Here is a 21134-nt window from a genome sequence, read left to right as displayed (position 1 = left end):
ATCGAACATCTAGCTGGCGAACCGCTGACGGTGCACAAGCCCAGCCATGAACAGCCGGAAAAGCCCCACGTCGACCCCACGGCCCTGGCGGCTCTGGAGGACGTCATGGAAGATGAATACCCTCTGTTGCTCGATACCTTCCTCAGTGACTCGCAACTGCGCCTGAACGAACTGCATCGATCCCATGATGTGGTCGAGCTCGGCCATGCTGCCCACAGTTTCAAGGGCAGCAGCAGCAACATGGGCGCCATGCGCCTGGCGCAACTGTGCAGCGAGTTGGAGCAGTACTGCCGTCAGGGCACGCCGGATGGCGTGGATGCCTACGTGCAGCGTATCGACAGCGAGTTCGCGCTGATCCTGAAACTGTACTCCGAAGAGCGTGCACGGTTCCCTGACTGAGCGACACCTTCAGTCGTTGACTGCCGATGGCCCGATACTTGCTTTCTCCAGGCTATCAGCGTTAACGCTACCGTATCGGGGAGATCTTCATGGCTGTCGCTTCAAACCCTCTGCTGCTGCAACTGGGCGCTGCCGCACGCGCGGCCTCCGCCACCGGTGCGGCCAAGCCCGCTGCAGCGGACACCGATTCGTCGCCGCGTTTCGCCGATCTCTATGCCCGCCAAAACCACGCAACCACAGTCAAGGCCAAGGCCGACCCTGCGTCCGTGGCTGCACGGGAAACGGCTGCCACTCCTGCCAACAAAGCTGCCGGAGCCAGCTCGACGGTTGCCGATAGCGGCAAGAAGTTGCCAGTGGCCAAGGCAGACACACCGGAGAAACCTGAAAAGATCGACAAGGCTGACAAGTCCGGTAAGGCCGACAAGGTTGCCGACAAGGACGACGACAAGGTCACCGCTGCTGACGACAAGGATGATTCTGCCGTCGCCTCGACGACTGCGCCGGTCGATTCCGCGGCTGCGCCGGTCCCTGCCGACCCTGCCAGCAACCCTGCGCTGGTCCAGGCTCCGCCTGCGGCGTTGACTGCTGCCAGTCTCACCGACAGCGACACCGACACCCCAGCCGAGGATTTCGATCCGACCCAGGACGTCCTGGCTGACCTGCCTGCACTGCGTCTGGCGCTTGAGCAGACCGCCAAAAACAATGGCACCACCTCCGCACATGCCAGCCAAACGTCACCGACCGACCCTTCGGCGACCAACGAGCGAAGTCTGGAGGGCGGTTTCGTCAACGGTCTGGCGGCGATGATGGGCAAGGAGCAGGCAGGTGAAGCGGGCGAGGGCGATGATACTGGGTTTGCTGGTTTGCTCGACAGTGCTCCGAAAGACCCCGATGCGGCCGCCGGTGACAGCCGCGTCGACACGTTCGCCGATCGCCTGCAAGCCCTGACTCAGACCGCCACGGCCAAGGCCGGCAGTGCGGCACCGCTGGCCAGTCCTTTGGGCCAGCCGCTGGCCATGCAGCAATCGGGCTGGACCGAAGGCCTGGTCAATCGGGTCATGTACCTGTCGAGCCAGAACCTCAAATCAGCGGATATCCAGCTGACACCCGCAGAGCTGGGACGTCTGGACATTCGAGTCGACATCACGCCCGACCAGCAGACGCAGGTGACCTTCTCGAGCGCTCATATCGGCGTACGCGAGGCGCTGGAAAGCCAGCAGCATCGCCTCAAGGACATGTTCAACCAGCAGGGCATGGGGCAACTGGACGTCAACGTATCCGACCAGTCTCGCCAGTCCCAGGGCGAGCAGCAGCAGGCACAGCAGAGTCGCCGCAGCACTGGTGAACGCTCCGGCGGCGACGCGATCGACACCGGCGAGCCCGCGGTGGCTGCTGTCCAGCCCGTGACATCCAGCACTGTGCTGGGCAGCAGCGCGGTGGATTACTATGCCTGATCCAGCTGCCTGATCCAGCCGGTCGATCCTGGCGCCGTGCCGCGCAGACACATCGCCGTGAGTGTTGGCATAACCCTTGCTCCATCGTCGCCATGGGTACGCTTACCCCTCAATGGTGACGGATTATTGGCATGGCAAAGACCGAAGAAGCAAAGGACCCCGCAGCCAAGGAAGGCAAGGGCAAACTCAAGCTGATCATCCTGGTGGTCGTAGGCCTGTTGCTGGCTGTCGGCCTTTCGGTGGGCGCCACCTGGTACTTCATGCACAAATCCGCCAGTGCGCCCGCAGAGGAAACCCCGGCGGCAGCCACCAACGTCAAGCCTGCGGCAATCTACGAGCCCTTGACGCCCGCCTTCGTGGTCAACTTCAAGCAGAACGGCCGTGATCGCTACATGCAGGTCAGCATTGTCCTGCAGGCGCGCGACAAGGCCGACATGGAGGCCTTGAAAGTGCACACCCCGGTGATCCGCAACAACTTGGTCATGCTCTTCTCCGGGCAACCGTTCGACACCCTGACCACGCCGATCGGCCAGGAAATGCTGCGCCAGAAAGCGACCGCTAGCGTGCAGGAAGTGGCGCAGAAAGAAGTGGGCAAGCCAGTCATCGACCAGGTGCTCTTCACTAACTTCGTATTGCAGTAGGAACAACTCATGGCCGTGCAGGACCTGCTGTCCCAGGACGAGATCGATGCGCTGCTGCATGGTGTCGACGATGGCCTGGTGCAAACCGAAGGCAATGGCGAACCCGGAGGCATCAGGAGCTACGACCTGACCACCCAGGATCGCATCGTGCGTGGGCGCATGCCCACCCTGGAAATGATCAACGAGCGTTTCGCCCGCTATACCCGGATCAGCATGTTCAACTTGTTGCGTCGCTCCGCCGATGTGGCGGTTGGCGGTGTGCAGGTGATGAAATTCGGTGAGTACGTCCACTCGCTGTACGTCCCCACCAGCCTCAATCTGGTGAAGATCAAGCCGCTGCGTGGCACCGGTCTGTTCATTCTCGATGCCAAGCTGGTGTTCAAGCTGGTCGACAATTTCTTCGGCGGCGACGGTCGCCACGCCAAGATCGAGGGTCGCGAGTTCACCCCGACCGAGCTGCGCGTGGTGCGCATGGTGCTGGACCAGGCCTTCCTCGACATGAAGGAGGCCTGGCAGGCGATCATGGAAGTCAACTTCGAGTACATCAACTCGGAGGTCAATCCGGCCATGGCCAACATCGTCGGCCCCAGCGAGGCGGTGGTGGTGTCCACGTTCCACATCGAGCTCGATGGCGGTGGCGGTGACCTGCACGTGACCATGCCGTATTCGATGATCGAGCCGGTGCGCGAGATGCTCGATGCCGGCTTCCAGTCCGACCTGGACGACCAGGACGAGCGCTGGAGCAAGGCGCTGCGTGAAGACGTGCTGGACGTCAGCGTGCCGTTGAGCGCCACCGTGGCGCGACGCCAGCTGAAACTGCGCGACATCCTGCACATGCAGCCCGGCGACGTGATTCCGGTGGAACTGCCGGAAGAGCTGGTGCTACGCGCCAATGGCGTACCTTCGTTCAAGGCCAAACTGGGCTCGCACAAGGGCAACCTGGCTTTACAAGTAATCGAACCGATCGAGCGTCGCTGATCGCTTCAATCCGATGATTTAGATGCCCGTCGAGGACCACTGATGGCTGATCAAGATGAAACAATTTCCGCCGAAGACCAGGCGCTCGCCGATGAATGGGCCGCTGCACTGGGTGAGTCCGGGGATGCCGGGCAGGACGACATCGATGCGCTGCTGGCCGCCGATGCCCGTGGCGGCTCCGCCTCCTCGCGCCTGCCCATGGAAGAGTTCGGCAGTTCGCCCAAGTCGGGCAACGGCCCGGTCACCCTCGATGGACCGAATCTGGATGTGATCCTCGACATTCCGGTGACCATCTCCATGGAAGTCGGGGCGACCGACATCAGCATCCGCAACCTGCTGCAGCTCAACCAGGGTTCGGTGATCGAACTCGACCGGCTGGCGGGCGAAGCGCTGGATGTGCTGGTCAACGGGACGTTGATCGCCCATGGCGAAGTCGTGGTGGTCAACGAGAAGTTCGGCATCCGCCTGACCGACGTGATTAGTCCCAGCGAACGCATCAAGAAGCTGCGGTGATGGGCCGCTTTCTGTGGGCTCTGCTGCTCCTGCCCATGGTCGTTCTGGCGGCGCCCGAAGCGGCCCCGGCTGCGGCGCCGGTGGTGGCGTCGGGTGGAACTGGCTTGGCCGGTCAATTGACCCAAACGGTGCTGGGGCTGTTGGCGGTGGTAGCGTTGATCTTCGGTTTGGCCTGGCTGATGCGCCGTGTGCAGCAGGTCGCGCCGCGTCAGGGGCAGGTCATCGACGTGATCGGTGCCAAGGCATTGGGTCCGCGTGACCGGCTGGTGCTGGTGCAGGTGGGCGAGGAGCAGATCCTGTTGGGCGTCAGCCCCGGTCGCATCAGCGCCCTGCACGTGATGAACACGCCGGTCATGCCGCCCGACCGAACCACGCAGGCCACACCCGAATTCGCCCAGCGCCTGATGGAACTGCTGGGCAAGGACCAGAAGGATAAGAAGTGATGGGTGCGTTGCGCGTAGTCCTGCCCCTGGCCTTGATGTTGGCGGCGCCGTTGGCGCTGGCCGCCGATCCGCTGCAGATTCCGGCGTTGACCATGACCAGCGGCGCCAACGGCCAGCAGGAGTATTCGGTCAACCTGCAGATCCTGCTGATCATGACCGCGCTGAGTTTCATCCCGGCGTTCGTCATGCTGATGACCAGTTTCACCCGCATCATCATCGTCTTTTCCATCCTGCGCCAGGCACTGGGCCTGCAGCAGACCCCGTCCAACCAGTTGCTGACCGGCATGGCGCTGTTCCTGACCATGTTCATCATGGCGCCGGTGTTCGACAAGGTGAACCAGCAGGCCCTGCAGCCCTACCTGAACGAACAGCTCAGCGCCCAGGACGCGGTCGCCCGCGCCGAAGGTCCGATCAAGGACTTCATGCTGGCGCAGACTCGGCAGAGTGACCTCGAGCTGTTCATGCGGCTGTCCAAGCGCACCGACATCGCCAGTGCCGACCAGGCGCCGCTGACCATCCTGGTACCGGCCTTCGTCACCTCGGAGCTGAAGACGGCGTTCCAGATCGGCTTCATGATCTTCATTCCGTTTCTGATCATCGACCTGGTGGTCGCCAGTGTGCTGATGGCCATGGGTATGATGATGCTCTCGCCACTGATCATCTCGCTGCCGTTCAAGATCATGCTGTTCGTCCTGGTCGATGGCTGGGCGCTGATCATCGGGACCCTGGCGGGGAGTTTCGGTGGTGTCTGACTTTGCGATGTGCTGTGTTGTCGAGGGCCTCTTCGTGGGCAAAGCCCGCTCCCACATCAGTCGCGGCGCTACCCATTGTGTGGGAGTGGGCTCTGCCCGCGAAGAAGCCAGATCTGCCTTGCCCAGGAGCCTGAACCCATGACCCCGGAAGTCGCCGTCGACCTGTTTCGCGAAGCGCTGTGGCTGACCACGGTAATGGTCGCGATCCTCGTGCTGCCCAGTCTTATCGTCGGCCTGATCATCGCCATGTTCCAGGCTGCCACGCAGATCAACGAACAGACTTTGAGCTTTCTGCCGCGCCTGCTGGTGATGCTGGTGACGCTGATCGTCATCGGGCCGTGGATGGTGCGCACCTTCATGGAGTACATCACCACCCTGTACTCCAACATCCCGCAGGTGATCGGCTGATGCAGCCATTGCTGCAACTGACCGACGCGCAGATCGGTGGCTGGGTGGCCAGCTTCATCCTGCCATTGTTCCGGGTTGCCGCGATGCTGATGACCATGCCGATCTTCGGCACCCAGGTGCTGCCGCAGCGGGTGCGCCTGTACGTTGCCGTGGCGATCACCGTGGTCATCGTGCCGGGGCTGCCGCCCGCGCCGACGGTCGACGCCATCAGTGTCCAGGCGCTGCTGCTGGTGGCCGAACAGATCATCATCGGCGCGCTGTTCGGCTTCTCCCTGCAGTTCCTGTTCCAGGCCTTCGTGGTCGCCGGGCAGATTCTGGCGATCCAGATGGGCATGGCCTTCGCGTCCATGGTCGACCCTACCAACGGCGTGTCGGTAGCGGTGGTCGGCCAGTTCTTCAGCATGCTGGTGACCCTGGTGTTCCTGTCCATGAACGGTCATCTGGTGATCTTCGAGGTGCTGACCGAGAGCTTCACCACGTTGCCCATCGGCGGCGGCCTGCTGACCGCGCATTACTGGGATGTGGTGCTGCGCATGGGCTGGGTGCTGGGTGCCGGCGTGCTGTTGGTGCTGCCTGCCATCACCGCCTTGCTGGTGGTCAACATCGCCTTCGGCGTGATGACCCGTGCCGCGCCGCAGCTGAACATCTTTTCCATCGGTTTCCCGCTGACCCTGGTACTGGGGATGTTCATCCTCTGGGTCAGCCTGGGCGACATCCTCAACCAGTATCAGCCGCTGGCGACCAACGCCTTGCAGTGGCTGCGCGAATTGGCGCGAGCGGAGTAGGCAATGGCCGAAAGCGAAAGCGGTGCCGACAAGACAGAAGACCCCACGGACAAGCGCAAGAAAGACTCGCGCGAAAAAGGCGAGATCGCCCGTTCCAAGGAGCTCAACACCCTGGCGGTGATGGTCGCCGGGTGCGGGGCGCTGCTGGCGTTCGGCGGGCATTTGGCGCAGAGCCTGCTGGAGCTGATGCGCAGCAACTTCACCCTGAGCCGCGAGGTGCTGCTCGACGAGCGCTACATGGGCATCTTTCTGCTGCAGTCGGGCAAGGTGGCGATCCTGGCCACCCAGCCGATTCTGGTGACGATGCTGCTCGCAGCCCTGATCGGGCCGGTTGCATTGGGCGGGTGGCTGTTCGCTGCCAGCTCCATGGCGCCCAAGTTCAGCCGCATGAACCCGGCCGCGGGCCTCAAGCGCATGTTTTCCATGCATGCGCTGACCGAGTTGCTGAAGGCACTGGCCAAGTTTGCCATCATCCTCATTGTTGCCATTGCTGTCCTGGCCAAGGACCGCGCCGACCTGCTGGCCATTGCCAACGAACCGCTGGAAATGGCGATCATCCACAGCGTGCAACTGGTCGGCTGGAGCGCCTTGTGGATGTCCTGCGGGCTGGCGCTGATCGCCGCCGTGGACGTGCCGTTCCAGCTGTACAGCAGCAAGCAGAAGCTGATGATGACCAAGCAGGAGGTCAAGGACGAGCACAAGGACGCCGAAGGCCGTCCCGAGGTGAAAGGGCGAGTGCGTCAGTTGCAGCGCGAAATGTCCCAGCGGCGGATGATGACGGCCATTCCCGAGGCGGACGTGATCATCACCAACCCGACCCACTACGCCGTGGCGCTCAAGTACGATCCGGAGAAGGGCAATGCGCCGGTGCTGCTGGCCAAGGGCTCGGACTTCATTGCCTTGAAGATTCGCGAGATTGGCAACGAGCACCGCATCCAGGTGCTCGAATCGCCGGCCCTGGCACGCTCGATCTTCTATTCCACGGACATTGAGCAGCAGATCCCGGCCGGGCTGTACCTGGCGGTGGCGCAGGTGCTGGCTTATGTCTACCAGATCCGCCAATACCAGGCGGGGCGAGGCAAGCGGCCCGACCCGTTGAAGGACCTGCCGATTCCGCCGGATCTGCAGCGAGACAGTTAGACCGCGCCCCGGCCTTCGCGGGCAGAGCCCGCTCCCACAAGTGCCAACCCTGTGGGAGCGGGCTCTGCCCGCGAAGGGCGCACCGCCGAATCGCCTGACACCCAGCACTCGACCATAGGGCGAGAATCTTTAATCCCCTCCGACAAAAGTTGGACCCCTTCTTGCACTGCCCCCTGACAGGACGCCTGGCGCGTCAAAAGTTCGCTTGGGGAAGTGGGGAATGCCGGTGGATCGCTCTCAATTAATCAACACCGCTCGCAGCAACATCGTCGGCCTTGGCCGCGGCAACCTGGGGGTGCCGCTGCTGTTGCTGGTGATGCTGGCGATGATGATGCTGCCGATCCCGGCACTGCTGCTGGACGTGTTCTTCACCTTCAACATCGCCTTGTCCATCGTCGTCCTGCTGGTGTGTGTGTACGCCTTGCGGCCGCTGGATTTCGCCGTGTTCCCGACCATCCTGCTGGTGGCCACGCTGCTGCGCCTCGCGCTCAACGTCGCGTCGACGCGGGTGATCATGCTTCACGGCCAGGAAGGCCACGCCGCTGCGGGCAAGGTGGTCCAGGCCTTCGGTGAGGTGGTGATCGGCGGTAACTACATCGTCGGTATCGTAGTGTTCGCCATCCTCATGATCATCAACTTCGTGGTGGTTACCAAGGGTGCCGGGCGTATCTCGGAAGTGAGCGCGCGTTTCACCCTGGACGCCATGCCCGGCAAACAGATGGCCATCGACGCCGACCTCAACGCCGGCCTGATCGATCAGAACCAGGCCAAGGCTCGTCGCGGCGAAGTGGCGGCCGAAGCCGAGTTCTACGGCTCGATGGACGGTGCCAGCAAATTCGTCCGCGGCGACGCCATCGCCGGTTTGCTCATCCTCTTCATCAACCTGATCGGCGGCATGCTGGTCGGTATGCTGCAACACAACATGCCGTTCGCCGAAGCGGGCAAGGTGTATGCCCTGTTGACCATCGGTGATGGCCTGGTGGCGCAGTTGCCCTCGCTGCTGCTCTCCACCGCAGCCGCGATCATGGTCACCCGTGCCTCGGGCTCCGAGGAAATGGGCAAGCAGATCCAGCGGCAGATGTTCGCCTCCCCCAAGGCGCTGGCCGTTTCCGGCGCGCTGATGGCCATCATGGGCATGGTGCCCGGCATGCCGCACCTGGCCTTCATCACCCTGGGTGCCATCGCCGGTGGCGCCGCCTACCTGTTGTGGAAGAAGCAGAACGACGTCAAGGTCCAGGCCCTGGCCGAAGTTCAGCGCCAACAGGAACTGTTGCCATCGCCGACGCGCACCCAGGAAACCAAGGAGCTGGGCTGGGACGACGTGACGCCCATCGACATGATCGGCCTGGAAGTCGGCTATCGCCTGATTCCCCTGGTGGACCGCAACCAGGGTGGCCAGCTGCTGGCGCGGATCAAGGGTGTGCGCAAGAAGCTGTCCCAGGACCTCGGTTTCCTGATGCCGACGGTTCATATCCGCGACAACCTTGACCTTGCTCCCAGCGCCTATCGTTTGACGCTGATGGGTGTGATCCTGGCCGAAGCCGAGATCTATCCGGATCGCGAACTGGCGATCAACCCGGGTCAAGTGTTCGGCTCGCTCAACGGCATCACCGCCAAGGATCCGGCGTTCGGTCTGGACGCGGTGTGGATCGACGTCAACCTGCGCAGCCAGGCGCAATCCCTCGGCTACACCGTGGTCGATGCCAGTACGGTAGTGGCCACGCATTTGAATCAGATTCTGCAGAAACACGCGCATGAGCTGATCGGTCACGAAGAAGTGCAACAACTGCTGCAAGTTCTGGCAAAAGGCTCGCCCAAGCTGGCTGAAGAGCTGGTTCCAGGCATCCTTTCGCTGTCCTCGCTGCTCAAGGTGTTGCAGGCGCTGTTGGCCGAACAGGTGCCTGTGCGCGACATTCGCAGCATCGCCGAAGCGATCGCCAACAACGGTCATCGGAGTCAAGATACCGCCGCGCTGGTCCAGGCCGTACGGGTCGGTTTGTCCCGTGCCATCGTGCAAAGCATTGTAGGCGTTGAGCCGGAGCTGCCAGTTATCACCTTGGAGCCAAGGTTGGAACAGATATTGCTAAATAGTCTGCAGAAGGCTGGTCAGGGTCAGGAAGAAGGCGTTTTGCTGGAACCGAGCATGGCGGAAAAGCTGCAACGATCCCTGATCGATGCGGCGCAGCGGCAGGAGATGCAGGGCCAACCGGTGATACTGCTGGTGGCCGGTCCGGTCCGCGCGATGCTGTCACGCTTCGGTCGCCTGGCGATCCCCAACCTTCACGTACTGGCCTATCAGGAAATCCCTGATAACAAGCAAGTCACCATCGTAGCGACAGTAGGGCCCAACGGCTGAGGTAGTGGGTTATGCAAGTGAAGCGATTTTTCGCCGCCGACATGCGTCAGGCCATGAAATTGGTCCGCGATGAGCTGGGTGCCGACGCTGCCATCATCGGCAACCGTCGCATTGCCGGCGGCGTCGAGCTGACCGCTGCCCTGGACTACAAGCTGTCGGCCCTGGCCCCGCGCGTGCCGAACCTGGAATTGGAAGAAGAGCTGCGCAAGACCCAGTCGCGCATCGTCTCCGCCCAGGCCGAACTGAGCACCCGTGGCGCAACCGACGCCGCCACCAATCGTCAATTGGTCGCCGGCCTGCCGTTGACCGCCGCCGAGCCGTTGGTGGAGCCGCGTCGCGAAGAGCCAGCACGTACCCAGCCCGCACCGGCGCCTCAGCCTGCGGTCGACCAGCGCGTGTTCGATTCCATGCGTTCGGAACTCAACGGTCTGCGCCAGTTGCTCGAAGTGCAGCTCGGCTCCCTGGCCTGGACGCAGCTGCAGGGCAGCAAGCCGGCCCAGGCCAATCTCTGGCGGCGCTTGCAGCGCATCGGCCTGTCTGGCCCGATCGCTCGCGAACTGCTCAGCCTGACCAGTGAAATTCACGAGCCACGGCAGGCCTGGCGGATGCTGCTGGCGCACTTGGCGCGTATGATTCGCACGCCGGACGTCGAACCGCTCGAAGAAGGTGGCGTGATCGCCATGGTCGGCCCGGCCGGCATGGGCAAGACCACCACCCTGGCCAAGCTGGCGGCGCGCTATGTGCTCAAATACGGCTCGCAGAGCGTGGCTCTGGTGAGCATGGACAGTTTTCGTATCGGTGCTCAGGAACAGCTCAAGACCCTGGGCCGCATTCTCAACGTTTCGGTGACTCAGGTGGATCCGGGCCAGTCATTGGTACAGGCCCTGGAGCCGCTGCTGCGCAAGCGCGTGGTCTTGATCGACACCGCCGGCCTGCAGGCCAGCGATCCGGCCCTGCGCATGCAGCTCGAAAGCCTGGCCGGACGTGGGATCAACGCCCGCAACTACCTGGTGCTGGCGACCACCAGCCAGAAGCAGGTGCTGACCGCGGCCTACCATAGCTACAAACGTTGCGGTCTGGCCGGGTGCATCCTGACCAAACTCGATGAAACGGCCTGTCTCGGCGAAGTGCTGAGCCTGGCCATCAGTCAGGAACTGCCGATTGCCTATCTCACCGATGGGCCGCGCATTCCCGACGACTTGCATCTGCCGCGGCGGCACCAGCTGGTCAGCCGCGCGGTGAGCGTGCAGATGCAAGAAGAGCCCAGCGAAGAGGCCATGGCCGATATGTTCGCAGGTCTCTACCACAGCCCCGACAAGCGAGTTGGCTGAGGTGAAGAACGTTAGGCAAGCACAATCTTCCTGCATCGTAGGGTTGCCAGGAATTACTCGAGCAATCGAACTGGCAGCCACTGGTGTGGCCTCGGTCTAGACAAGGTAAAGAACGAACATGGGCAGCATGCATCCCGTACAGGTGATCGCGGTGACCGGCGGCAAAGGCGGCGTCGGCAAGACAAATGTGTCAGTGAACTTGTCCCTGGCGTTGGCCGAGCTCGGCCGCCGGGTCATGTTGCTGGACGCCGACCTTGGCCTGGCCAACGTCGACGTATTGCTGGGCCTGACCCCCAAGCGCACCCTGGCCGACGTGATCGAAGGTCGCTGCGAACTGCGTGACGTGATGTTGCAGGGCCCTGGCGGCATTCGCGTGGTGCCGGCGGCCTCCGGCACCCAGAGTATGGTGCACCTGACCCCGGCCCAGCATGCAGGCCTGATCCAGGCCTTCAGCGACGTGGGCGACAACCTCGACGTATTGATCATCGACACCGCTGCCGGTATCGGCGACTCCGTGGTGAGTTTCGTACGCGCGGCCCAGGAAGTGCTGCTGGTGGTGTGCGACGAGCCGACTTCGATCACCGATGCCTACGCCCTGATCAAGCTGCTCAACCGCGACTACGGCATGAATCGCTTCCGGGTCCTGGCCAACATGGCGCAGAGCCCTCAGGAAGGCCGCAACCTGTTCGCCAAGCTGACCAAGGTGACCGACCGCTTCCTCGACGTGGCCCTGCAGTACGTCGGCGCCGTGCCGTACGACGAGTCGGTGCGCAAGGCCGTGCAGAAGCAGCGCGCCGTCTACGAGGCGTTTCCCCGCTCCAAATGCTCGCTGGCCTTCAAGGCCATCGCGCAGAAGGTAGACACCTGGCCATTGCCGGCCAATCCCCGCGGCCACCTGGAGTTCTTCGTCGAACGCCTGGTGCAGCAAACCAGTGCAGGGCCCGTATCATGAGCGCCAGCGGATACCGTATGTACAGCAAGGCGTCGCGCGACTCGCAGCAGCATCAGCTGATCGAGCAATACGCGCCGCTGGTCAAGCGCATTGCCTATCACCTGCTGGCGCGACTGCCGGCAAGCGTGCAGGTGGAAGACCTGATCCAGGCCGGCATGATCGGCCTGCTGGAGGTTTCGACCAAGTACGACTCGAGCAAAGGGGCCAGTTTCGAGACCTATGCCGGCATTCGTATTCGCGGCGCGATGCTCGACGAGGTGCGCAAGGGTGACTGGGCACCGCGTTCGGTGCACCGCAATACCCGCATGGTCAGTGATGCCATTCGCCGAATCGAGTCAAAAACCGGTCGCGACGCTAAAGATCACGAGATTGCGGCCGAACTCAATCTGAGTCTGGATGATTACTACGGGATCCTGAACGATACCTTGGGCAGCCGCCTGTTCAGTTTCGACGACCTGCTGCAGGACGGCGAACACGAGGGGCTGCACGAAGACGGCGCCAGCGGTTCGCTGGAGCCCTCGCGGGATCTGGAGGACGAGCGCTTCCAGGGTGCGCTGGCCGAGGCCATCGCCAACCTGCCCGAACGCGAGAAGCTGGTGTTGTCGCTGTATTACGACGAAGAGTTGAACCTCAAGGAAATCGGCGAGGTACTGGGTGTCAGCGAATCGCGCGTCAGCCAGTTGCACAGCCAGTGCGCCGCGCGACTGCGCGGGCGCTTGGGAGAGTGGCGGGCACGCTGAAGGAACGGCGAGATCGGTGCGGGCTTTTTCGCGGGCAGAGCCCGCTCCCACAGTCTCGACCTATGTGGGAGCGGGCTCTGCCCGCGAAGAGGCCCGTTGGCGTAGCGCGTGTAAGCGATCTGCAGCGGCAAGTGGCTCAGGCGAATTCGATTGTTATGCACGCTCAGAGGCTGGGCGTGTTCAAGACTGCTGGAGGTCTAATTGGACAAGAACATGAAAATCCTCATCGTCGACGATTTTTCGACGATGCGGCGCATCATCAAGAATCTGCTGCGTGACCTGGGCTTCACCAACACCGCCGAGGCCGACGATGGCAACACCGCCTTGCCGATGTTGCACAGCGGCAACTTCGATTTCCTCGTCACCGACTGGAACATGCCGGGCATGTCGGGCATCGATCTGCTGCGCCAGGTGCGCGCCGACGACCGCCTCAAGCACCTGCCGGTGCTCATGGTGACCGCCGAGGCCAAGCGCGAGCAGATCATCGAAGCCGCCCAGGCCGGGGTCAACGGGTATGTGGTCAAGCCTTTCACTGCGCAAGTGCTGAAAGAAAAAATCGAAAAGATTTTCGAGCGCGTCAATAGCTGAAGTCTGCAATGGGGGCGCAATGGACCACAAACAAAGCACGTTGGGGGACTTCGAGTCGACCCTGAAGAAACACGCCGTCGAGCTGGTCGACAGCCTTGAGAAAGGCCGTTTCGGTGAAGCGGTGCAATTGATCCACGAACTGAATCAGACCCGCGATCGCGGTTTGTATCAGGAAGTCGGCAAGCTGACCCGCGAGCTGCACAGCGCCATCGTCAGTTTCCAGATCGATCCGACCATTCCCCAGGCCGAAGAGGTGTCGCAGATCACCGACGCGACCGAACGCCTGTCGTACGTGGTGCGCCTGACCGAGAGCGCAGCCAACCGGACGATGGACCTGGTCGAGCAGAGCACGCCTGTGCTCAATACGCTGAGCACCGAGGCCAGCGCCTTGAGCGCCGACTGGCAGCGCTTCATGCGCCGCGAAGTGGCCGCCGACGAGTTCCGCGAACTGGCCCGCCGGGTGGACGGATTCCTGACCCGCAGCGAGCAGGGCAATCGTGAAGTGGCCAGCCACCTCAACGACATCGTGCTGGCACAGGATTACCAGGACCTCACCGGCCAGGTCATCAAGCGCGTTACCGCGTTGGTCACCGAAGTGGAAAGCAACCTGCTCAAACTGGTCCTGATGGCCAGCCAGGTGGACCGCTTCGCCGGCATCCAGCACGACCACGAAAAGCTTCGTGCCGAAAAAGATCAAGAAAAACATCCTGCCAAGGGTGAAGGTCCGCAGATTCATGCCGATAAACGTGAAGACGTCGTATCCGGTCAGGACGATGTCGACGATCTGCTGTCCAGTCTGGGCTTCTAGGCCACCGCCTGCGTCTGACTGTGTTGACCGTTAATCACGTATTCCAGGGAGCATCCACATGAGCTTCGGCGCCGACGAAGAAATCCTTCAGGATTTCCTGGTAGAGGCCGGCGAAATTCTCGAGCAACTGTCCGAACAACTGGTCGAGCTGGAAAGCCGTCCCGATGATGCCGACTTGCTCAACGCAATTTTTCGCGGTTTTCACACTGTAAAAGGCGGCGCCGGCTTCCTCCAGCTCAACGAGCTGGTGGAGTGCTGCCATATCGCCGAAAACGTCTTCGACATCTTGCGCAAGGGTGAGCGCCGGGTTGACTCGGAACTCATGGACGTTGTGCTCGAGGCCCTGGACGCGGTCAATGGCATGTTCGCCGAAGTGCGCGAGCGCGCCCCGGTCACGCCGGCCAGTGCGCAGCTGCTCGATGCGCTGGCGCGTCTGGCCGAGCCGGCAGTGGCCGTCGCAGCACCCGCAGTGACGGCTGCACCGCCCGTGGCGACACCGGTCGTTGCACCGGCTCCGGCGCCTGGCGACGACATCACCGATGACGAATTCGAGCAGTTGCTCGACTCTCTGGGTGCTGCCAAGGCGCAGGCTGCTGCGCCAGCCACTGCTGTGCCCGATGTGCCGGTCAGTGACGAGATCACCGACGACGAATTCGAATCGCTGCTCGATCAACTGCACGGCAAGGGTCAGTTCGCCGTCGACGCGTTGGCGCCTGCTTCCACAGCGCCGGTTGCCTCGGAAGTTGCCGATACGCCAGCCGTTGATACCGTAACGGCTTCAACGGCTGCCCCGGCACCGGGCGACGAGATCACCGACGACGAGTTCGAGGCGCTGCTCGACCAGTTGCATGGCAAGGGTGCGTTCACCGCCGATGCGGTCAAGCCGCAACCGCCCGCCGAAGTGCAAGCCCCGGCTCCGGTGAGCGATAACATCACCGACGACGAATTCGAATCATTGCTCGACCAGCTGCACGGCAAGGGCAAGTTCAGCGATGTTGCCAGCCTGCCCGACGCGCAGCCGACTTCTGCCGTAGCGGCGCCGGTTGCGGCCCCGCGCAAGGCCGAGGCCGCTCCGGCACGTGCGCCGGTGGCCGAGAAACCGGTTGCCAGCGAAGCCGAGACGACCGTGCGGGTCGACACCGCGCGCCTCGACGAAATCATGAATATGGTCGGCGAACTGGTGCTGGTGCGTAACCGCCTGGTCCGCCTGGGCGCCAACAGCAGCGACGAGGCCATGTCCAAGGCGGTCTCCAACCTCGACGTGGTCACCGCCGACCTGCAGACCGCCGTGATGAAGACGCGGATGCAGCCGATCAAGAAGGTCTTCGGGCGCTTCCCGCGCCTGGTCCGTGATCTGGCGCGGCAGTTGAAGAAGGAAATCCATCTGGAGCTGGTCGGTGAAGAAACCGACCTCGACAAGAACCTGGTCGAGGCCCTGGCCGACCCGTTGGTGCACTTGGTGCGCAACGCCGTCGACCACGGCATCGAGACACCCGAAGAGCGCGAGCGCAGCGGCAAGGCGCGCGGTGGGCGGGTGGTATTGTCGGCAGAGCAGGAGGGTGACCACATCCTGTTGTCGATCAGCGACGACGGCAAGGGCATGGACCCTGCGGTCCTGCGTGCCAAGGCCGTGGAAAAGGGCCTGATGGACCGCGATGCGGCCGACCGCCTGAGCGAATCGGACTGCTACAACCTGATCTTCGCGCCGGGTTTCTCCACCAAGACGGAAATCTCCGACGTGTCGGGCCGTGGCGTGGGCATGGACGTGGTCAAGACCAAGATCAGCCAGCTCAATGGCTCGATCAACATCTTCTCGGCCAAGGACCAGGGTTCCAAGATCGTCATCAAGGTGCCGTTGACCCTGGCGATCATGCCGACGCTGATGGTGATGCTGGGCAACCAGGCGTTTGCCTTCCCGTTGGTCAACGTCAACGAGATCTTCCACCTGGACCTCTCGCGCACCAACGTCGTCGACGGCCAGGAAGTGGTCATCGTGCGCGACAAGGCGCTGCCGTTGTTCTACCTCAAGCGCTGGCTGGTGAAGTCCGCCGCTCACGAGGAGCAGGGCGAGGGGCATGTGGTCATTCTGTCGGTGGGCACTCAGCGTATCGGCTTCGTGGTGGACCAGCTGGTCGGCCAGGAAGAAGTGGTGATCAAGCCATTGGGCAAGATGCTGCAGGGCACGCCGGGCATGTCCGGCGCGACGATCACCGGGGACGGCCGTATCGCCTTGATCCTCGATGTACCGAGCATGCTCAAGCGCTACGCCGCGCGGCGTATCTGATCGTAGTGGAGTGTTTATGGCAGTCAAGGTCCTGGTGGTGGATGATTCTGGTTTCTTCCGCCGCCGCGTCTCGGAAATTCTCTCGTCGGACCCCACCATCCAGGTGGTCGGGACCGCCACCAATGGCCGCGAAGCGATCGATCAGGCCCAGGCGCTCAAGCCTGATGTGATCACCATGGACTACGAGATGCCGATGATGGACGGCATCACCGCCGTGCGTCACATCATGCAGCGTTGCCCCACTGCGGTATTGATGTTTTCCTCGCTGACCCACGAAGGCGCGCGGGTGACCCTCGACGCCCTCGACGCGGGGGCGGTGGATTACCTGCCGAAGAATTTCGAAGACATTTCTCGCAACCCCGAGAAGGTCAAGCAGATGCTCTGCGAGAAGGTCCATACGATCTCGCGCAGTAACCGCCGTTTGGGCTCGCACTTCACGGCGCCGGCTGCGCCGGCCGCACCTGCGGCCACGTCAGGTGCCAGTACCGCAGCGGCGTCTTCGCGGCCAGCGCCAAGCCGGTCACCATCGCCTGCCACGAGTGCGCCAGCCACACCTGCGCGCGCTCCAGCGCCCGCGGCCAGCAACGCAACGCCGCGGCGCAAGCCCTACAAGCTGGTGGCGATCGGCACCTCCACCGGCGGCCCGGTGGCCCTGCAGCGCGTCCTGACCCAGTTGCCCGCGCATTTTCCGACCCCTATCGTGCTGGTCCAGCACATGCCGGCCGCGTTCACCCGCGCCTTCGCCGAGCGCCTCGACAAGCTCTGCCGGATCACCGTCAAGGAAGCCGAGGACGGTGACGTGTTACGTCCCGGGCTGGCCTTGCTGGCGCCCGGCGGCAAGCAGATGATGATCGATGGCCGTGGCGCGGTGAAGATCCTGCCGGGTGACGAGCGGCTGAACTACAAGCCCTGCGTCGACATCACCTTTGGCTCGGCGGCCAAGTCCTACGGCGACAAGGTGTTGGCGGTGGTACTTACCGGCATGGGCGCCGACGGGCGAGAGGGCGCGCGTCTGCTCAAGCAGGGTGGCAGTCAGATCTGGGCCCAGGACGAGGCCAGTTGCGTCATCTATGGCATGCCCATGGCCATCGTCAAGGCTGGCCTGGCCGACGCCGTCTACAGCCTCGACGACATCGGTCGGCACCTGGTCGAGGCGTGCGGCTGATGGATGTCTTGAGCCTGATCGGGATCATCCTCGCGTTCGTCGCCATCATCGGTGGCAACTTTCTCGAAGGCGGCCACCTGTCGGCTCTGCTCAACGGTCCGGCCGCGCTGATCGTGGTCGGGGGAACCCTGGCCGCGGCGCTGATCCAGTCGCCCATGAGCGCGTTCAAGCGCGCCCTGCACAACGTTCGCTGGATCATCGTTCCGCCCCGGATCGACATGGCCGGGGGCATTGATCGCGTCGTCAACTGGAGCCTGGTCTCGCGCAAGGAAGGCTTGCTGGGCCTTGAAGCCAGCGCCGAAGCCGAGCCCGACGACTATGCCCGCAAGGGCTTGCAGCTGCTGGTCGATGGCGCCGAGCCGGCGACCATCCGCAACATTCTCGAAGTCGATCTGTACAACCGCGAAACCCGCGATCTGCAAGCGGCCAAGGTGTTCGAAAGCATGGGTGGCTATGCCCCAACCATCGGCATCATCGGTGCGGTCATGGGGTTGATCCACGTCATGGGCAACCTGGCCGATCCCAGCCAGCTGGGCAATGGCATCGCCGTGGCGTTCGTGGCGACCATCTATGGCGTGGCCAGTGCCAACCTGCTGCTGTTGCCGGTGGCGCACAAGCTCAAGGCATTGGCCCAGCGGCAGGCGGCCTATCGGGAAATGCTGCTCGAAGGACTGCTGTCCATCGCCGAGGGCGAGAACCCGCGCTCCATCGAAATGAAGCTGCAAGGCTATCTCGACTAGGAGAGCAAGCCATGGCCCGTCGTCGTCGCATTGAAGAGCCGGAGAATCATGAACGTTGGCTGGTGTCCTACGCCGATTTCATCACCTTGCTGTTTGCGTTCTTCGTGGTGATGTATTCGATCTCGTCGATCAACGAAGGCAAGTACAAGGTGCTCTCGCAAGCGCTGGTCGGGGTCTTCAATGATCCGGACCGCAGCATCCGGCCGATTCCGATCGGCGAGGAGCGACCCTTGACGACCCGTCCGGCGCAGCCGTTGGTGACCGACAGCGAACAGCCTGAAGCGGCCGTCGGCGAGGCGGCCGATCCGCTGCAGACTATCGCAAACGATGTGCGTCAGGCGTTCGGTGACCTGATCGCCTCGGATCAATTGACGGTACGCGGCAACGAGTTGTGGATCGAGATCGAGCTCAAGTCCAGCCTGCTGTTCGGCAGCGGCGATGCGATGCCCAGTGACATGGCGTTTTCGATCATCGACAAGGTCGCGACCATTCTCAAGCCTTTCGACAACCCGGTGCATGTCGAGGGATTCACCGACAATCAGCCCATCAGCACGGCGCAGTACCCGACCAACTGGGAGCTGTCGACCGCACGGGCGGCGAGTATCGTGCGCATGATGGCCCTCGAGGGAATCGACCCACGCCGCATGGCTGCGGTGGGCTATGGCGAGTTCCAGCCGGTGGCCGACAATGCCACCGCCGATGGGCGAGGGCGCAACCGTCGGGTGGTGCTGGTCATTTCACGCAACCTGGACGTACGTCGCAGCATCACCAGTTCAGGCAGTGCCAATGCGCAGCCGGATGCGGCGTTGCGTCGTGCTGGCACACAAACTGCACTGACGCCGCTAAACGCGCCGTCGGCGGCTGGCTCTGTCAAAAGTCCGCCGCCCGGCCCATAAATTGAAGCATCACTGTCTCGGCGGCTGTTGACCGAGGGGAAACCACCATCATGAGAGTCTGGGCAGTAGCCAATCAAAAAGGCGGGGTCGGCAAGACCACGACCTCGATCGCCTTGGCGGGTTTGCTGGCCGAGGCAGGCAAACGCGTGGTCGTGGTCGATCTCGATCCACACGGCTCGATGACCAGTTATTTCGGGCACAATCCGGACGAGCTGGCGCACAGCTGCTTCGACCTGTTCCTGCACAAGGGCGCAGTGCCTGCAGGGCTCGCCCACCAGTTGCTGCTACCGACCAGCGAGGCCAACGTCTCGCTGTTGCCGTCGAGTACCGCACTGGCCACGCTGGAGCGGCAGCAGCCTGGGCAGAGCGGGCTTGGCCTGGTCATCGCCAAGACGCTGGCGCAGCTGTGGCAGGATTTCGACTACGCCGTGATCGACAGCCCGCCTTTGCTGGGTGTGCTCATGGTCAACGCCTTGGCGGCCAGCCAGCAGTTGGTGATTCCGGTACAGACCGAGCATCTGGCAGTCAAGGGCCTGGAACGCATGGTCAGCACCTTGACCATGATCAACCGTTCGCGGCGCCAGGCGTTGCCGTACAGCATCATTCCGACTCTGTTCGACCGTCGTACCCAGGCATCGCTGAGCACCTTGCGCACCCTGCGCGACGATTACCCGCAACATCTTTGGCCGGGCTACATCCCGGTCGACACCCGTCTGCGCGATGCCAGCCGGGCCGGACAGACACCCTCGCGCTTCGACGGCAAGAGCCGCGGCGTGGTCGCCTACCGTGCCTTGCTCAAGCACTTGCTGGCTCAACAACTTGTCGCGCAGGTAGCCTGATGAACCGTCCCGTCGATATTGCCCAGCGGCCACAGGTGGCCTTGCAGTCCTACCTGGACAGTCTGCTGCACGAAGCCACCGAAGCACTCGAACTGGAGCCCAGCCTGGACCGGCTCGACGAATTCCAGGCCGCGGTGCTCGAAGAGCAGGCGCGCGATGCCGTCAGTCTGCAGTCGGCGCCCGCGCCAGTGGCCGAATCAGTACTGGAACCCGAGCCGGCGCCATTGCGGTCAGCGCCAGTACCCATGCCCGTACCCATTCCGGTCGCCGATCCGTTGCCCATCGCCGAGCCCGAGCGCGTCTCGCCCGTGGCCGATGTGCATCTGCCGACGGTCGCCACGCGACCGTTGCTGGCGGCGGTCGATGGCCGTCCCACCTGGGCGGCCGAGCCGTTCGAGTGCCTGCTGTTCGACGTGGCCGGGCTGACTCTGGCCGTACCGCTGGTATGCCTGGGTTCCATCTATGCGTTGGCCGGTCAGACCCTGACGCCGTTGTTCGGCCAGCCAGACTGGTTTCTCGGCATCCTTCCCAGCAACAGCGGCAACCTGAAGGTGCTCGACACCGCGCGCTGGGTCATGCCCGACCGCTATCGTGACGATTTCCGCGACGGGCTGCAGTACGTCATTTCGGTGCAGGGCTACGAGTGGGGCCTGGCCGTGCATCAAGTCAGCCGCTCCCTGCGCCTGGACCCAAGCGAGATCAAGTGGCGCAGCCAGCGCGGTCAGCGCCCATGGTTGGCAGGAACCGTCATCGAACACATGTGTGCGCTACTGGACGTCGCAGAGCTGGCCGAGCTGATCGCCAGTGGCGGCGCGCGACATCTGCGCGCGGTCGACTCGGCGTCGGGCAAGTCCGCCGCCAGCAGCATCAACACCGTTATCAAGCATTGAATGAACACGCCGCCGTCATGGCATTTGAGGGG

General features: G+C 63.1%; 22 protein-coding genes. All 22 read left to right on the top strand.

Going from position 1 to position 21134, the window contains the following annotated elements:
* Positions 1 to 105 precede the first annotated feature (105 nt).
* The 22 genes from BLV18_RS13385 to BLV18_RS13280 all read left to right on the top strand — a co-directional run bounded on the left by BLV18_RS13385 (position 106) and on the right by BLV18_RS13280 (position 21102).
* Entirely contained in the window at positions 106 to 399 is a 294-nt protein-coding gene (locus BLV18_RS13385) for an Hpt domain-containing protein (protein WP_090362274.1), read from the top strand.
* A gap of 89 nt (positions 400 to 488) precedes the next feature.
* Positions 489 to 1853, top strand: coding sequence for a flagellar hook-length control protein FliK (locus BLV18_RS13380; RefSeq protein ID WP_090359191.1), 1365 nt, complete (start codon positions 489 to 491; stop codon positions 1851 to 1853).
* Between the two features lie 131 nt (positions 1854 to 1984).
* Positions 1985 to 2494, top strand: a complete 510-nt coding sequence (gene fliL / locus BLV18_RS13375) for a flagellar basal body-associated protein FliL (protein WP_090359189.1) — start codon at positions 1985 to 1987, stop codon at positions 2492 to 2494.
* A gap of 9 nt (positions 2495 to 2503) precedes the next feature.
* Positions 2504 to 3472, top strand: a complete 969-nt coding sequence (gene fliM, locus BLV18_RS13370; protein ID WP_056843540.1) for a flagellar motor switch protein FliM — start codon at positions 2504 to 2506, stop codon at positions 3470 to 3472.
* 42 nt (positions 3473 to 3514) lie between these two features.
* Positions 3515 to 3985 (top strand): flagellar motor switch protein FliN, encoded by a 471-nt coding sequence (gene fliN, locus BLV18_RS13365; protein ID WP_049858788.1) that lies wholly within the window; start codon positions 3515 to 3517, stop codon positions 3983 to 3985.
* On the top strand, positions 3985 to 4428 hold the full coding sequence (gene fliO, locus BLV18_RS13360) for a flagellar biosynthetic protein FliO (RefSeq protein ID WP_090359186.1): 444 nt from the start codon (positions 3985 to 3987) through the stop codon (positions 4426 to 4428). Before fliN ends, fliO begins: the two co-directional genes overlap by 1 nt.
* Positions 4428 to 5180 carry a flagellar type III secretion system pore protein FliP gene (gene fliP / locus BLV18_RS13355; protein ID WP_049858786.1) on the top strand — a complete coding sequence of 251 codons (753 nt, stop codon included), beginning with the start codon at positions 4428 to 4430 and terminating at the stop codon, positions 5178 to 5180. The genes fliO and fliP overlap by 1 nt, the downstream gene beginning before the upstream one ends.
* Positions 5181 to 5318: 138 nt before the next feature.
* A complete protein-coding gene (fliQ, locus tag BLV18_RS13350) occupies positions 5319 to 5588 on the top strand; it encodes a flagellar biosynthesis protein FliQ (protein ID WP_043186065.1) in 270 nt (89 codons plus the stop codon).
* Entirely contained in the window at positions 5588 to 6373 is a 786-nt protein-coding gene (gene fliR / locus BLV18_RS13345; protein ID WP_049858785.1) for a flagellar biosynthetic protein FliR, read from the top strand. The genes fliQ and fliR overlap by 1 nt, the downstream gene beginning before the upstream one ends.
* A gap of 3 nt (positions 6374 to 6376) precedes the next feature.
* Positions 6377 to 7513, top strand: coding sequence for a flagellar biosynthesis protein FlhB (gene flhB, locus BLV18_RS13340; protein WP_049858784.1), 1137 nt, complete (start codon positions 6377 to 6379; stop codon positions 7511 to 7513).
* A gap of 226 nt (positions 7514 to 7739) precedes the next feature.
* The gene (gene flhA / locus BLV18_RS13335) at positions 7740 to 9869 is read left to right on the top strand and encodes a flagellar biosynthesis protein FlhA (RefSeq protein WP_049858971.1); all 2130 of its coding nucleotides are present in this window, start codon (positions 7740 to 7742) and stop codon (positions 9867 to 9869) included.
* Between the two features lie 11 nt (positions 9870 to 9880).
* On the top strand, positions 9881 to 11200 hold the full coding sequence (gene flhF, locus BLV18_RS13330) for a flagellar biosynthesis GTPase FlhF (RefSeq protein WP_090359184.1): 1320 nt from the start codon (positions 9881 to 9883) through the stop codon (positions 11198 to 11200).
* Positions 11201 to 11318: 118 nt separating this feature from the next.
* Positions 11319 to 12152: a flagellar synthesis regulator FleN gene (fleN, locus tag BLV18_RS13325; RefSeq protein ID WP_043186074.1), complete on the top strand. Its 834-nt coding sequence runs from the start codon at positions 11319 to 11321 to the stop codon at positions 12150 to 12152.
* The gene (gene fliA, locus BLV18_RS13320; RefSeq protein WP_236690444.1) at positions 12146 to 12892 is read left to right on the top strand and encodes an RNA polymerase sigma factor FliA; all 747 of its coding nucleotides are present in this window, start codon (positions 12146 to 12148) and stop codon (positions 12890 to 12892) included. The genes fleN and fliA overlap by 7 nt, the downstream gene beginning before the upstream one ends.
* A 213-nt stretch (positions 12893 to 13105) precedes the next feature.
* Positions 13106 to 13480: a chemotaxis response regulator CheY gene (locus BLV18_RS13315; RefSeq protein WP_090362272.1), complete on the top strand. Its 375-nt coding sequence runs from the start codon at positions 13106 to 13108 to the stop codon at positions 13478 to 13480.
* A 19-nt stretch (positions 13481 to 13499) separates the two neighbouring features.
* A complete protein-coding gene (locus tag BLV18_RS13310) occupies positions 13500 to 14288 on the top strand; it encodes a protein phosphatase CheZ (RefSeq protein WP_049858781.1) in 789 nt (262 codons plus the stop codon).
* 58 nt (positions 14289 to 14346) lie between these two features.
* A complete protein-coding gene (locus tag BLV18_RS13305) occupies positions 14347 to 16572 on the top strand; it encodes a chemotaxis protein CheA (RefSeq protein WP_090359182.1) in 2226 nt (741 codons plus the stop codon).
* 16 nt (positions 16573 to 16588) lie between these two features.
* Positions 16589 to 17737, top strand: coding sequence for a protein-glutamate methylesterase/protein-glutamine glutaminase (locus BLV18_RS13300; protein ID WP_090359180.1), 1149 nt, complete (start codon positions 16589 to 16591; stop codon positions 17735 to 17737).
* Positions 17737 to 18477 carry a flagellar motor protein gene (locus tag BLV18_RS13295; protein ID WP_090359178.1) on the top strand — a complete coding sequence of 247 codons (741 nt, stop codon included), beginning with the start codon at positions 17737 to 17739 and terminating at the stop codon, positions 18475 to 18477. Before BLV18_RS13300 ends, BLV18_RS13295 begins: the two co-directional genes overlap by 1 nt.
* Before the next feature lie 11 nt (positions 18478 to 18488).
* Complete coding sequence (motD, locus tag BLV18_RS13290) at positions 18489 to 19373, top strand: flagellar motor protein MotD (protein WP_090359176.1); 885 nt, start codon at positions 18489 to 18491, stop codon at positions 19371 to 19373.
* A 50-nt stretch (positions 19374 to 19423) separates the two neighbouring features.
* Entirely contained in the window at positions 19424 to 20212 is a 789-nt protein-coding gene (locus BLV18_RS13285; protein WP_090359174.1) for a ParA family protein, read from the top strand.
* Positions 20212 to 21102 carry a CheW domain-containing protein gene (locus BLV18_RS13280; RefSeq protein WP_090359172.1) on the top strand — a complete coding sequence of 297 codons (891 nt, stop codon included), beginning with the start codon at positions 20212 to 20214 and terminating at the stop codon, positions 21100 to 21102. Before BLV18_RS13285 ends, BLV18_RS13280 begins: the two co-directional genes overlap by 1 nt.
* Positions 21103 to 21134: the final 32 nt, after the last annotated feature.

It is taken from the genome of Pseudomonas coleopterorum, from assembly GCF_900105555.1.
In the GTDB taxonomy this organism is placed as follows: domain Bacteria; phylum Pseudomonadota; class Gammaproteobacteria; order Pseudomonadales; family Pseudomonadaceae; genus Aquipseudomonas; species Aquipseudomonas coleopterorum.
This window is presented reverse-complemented; position numbering and strand designations above follow the sequence as displayed.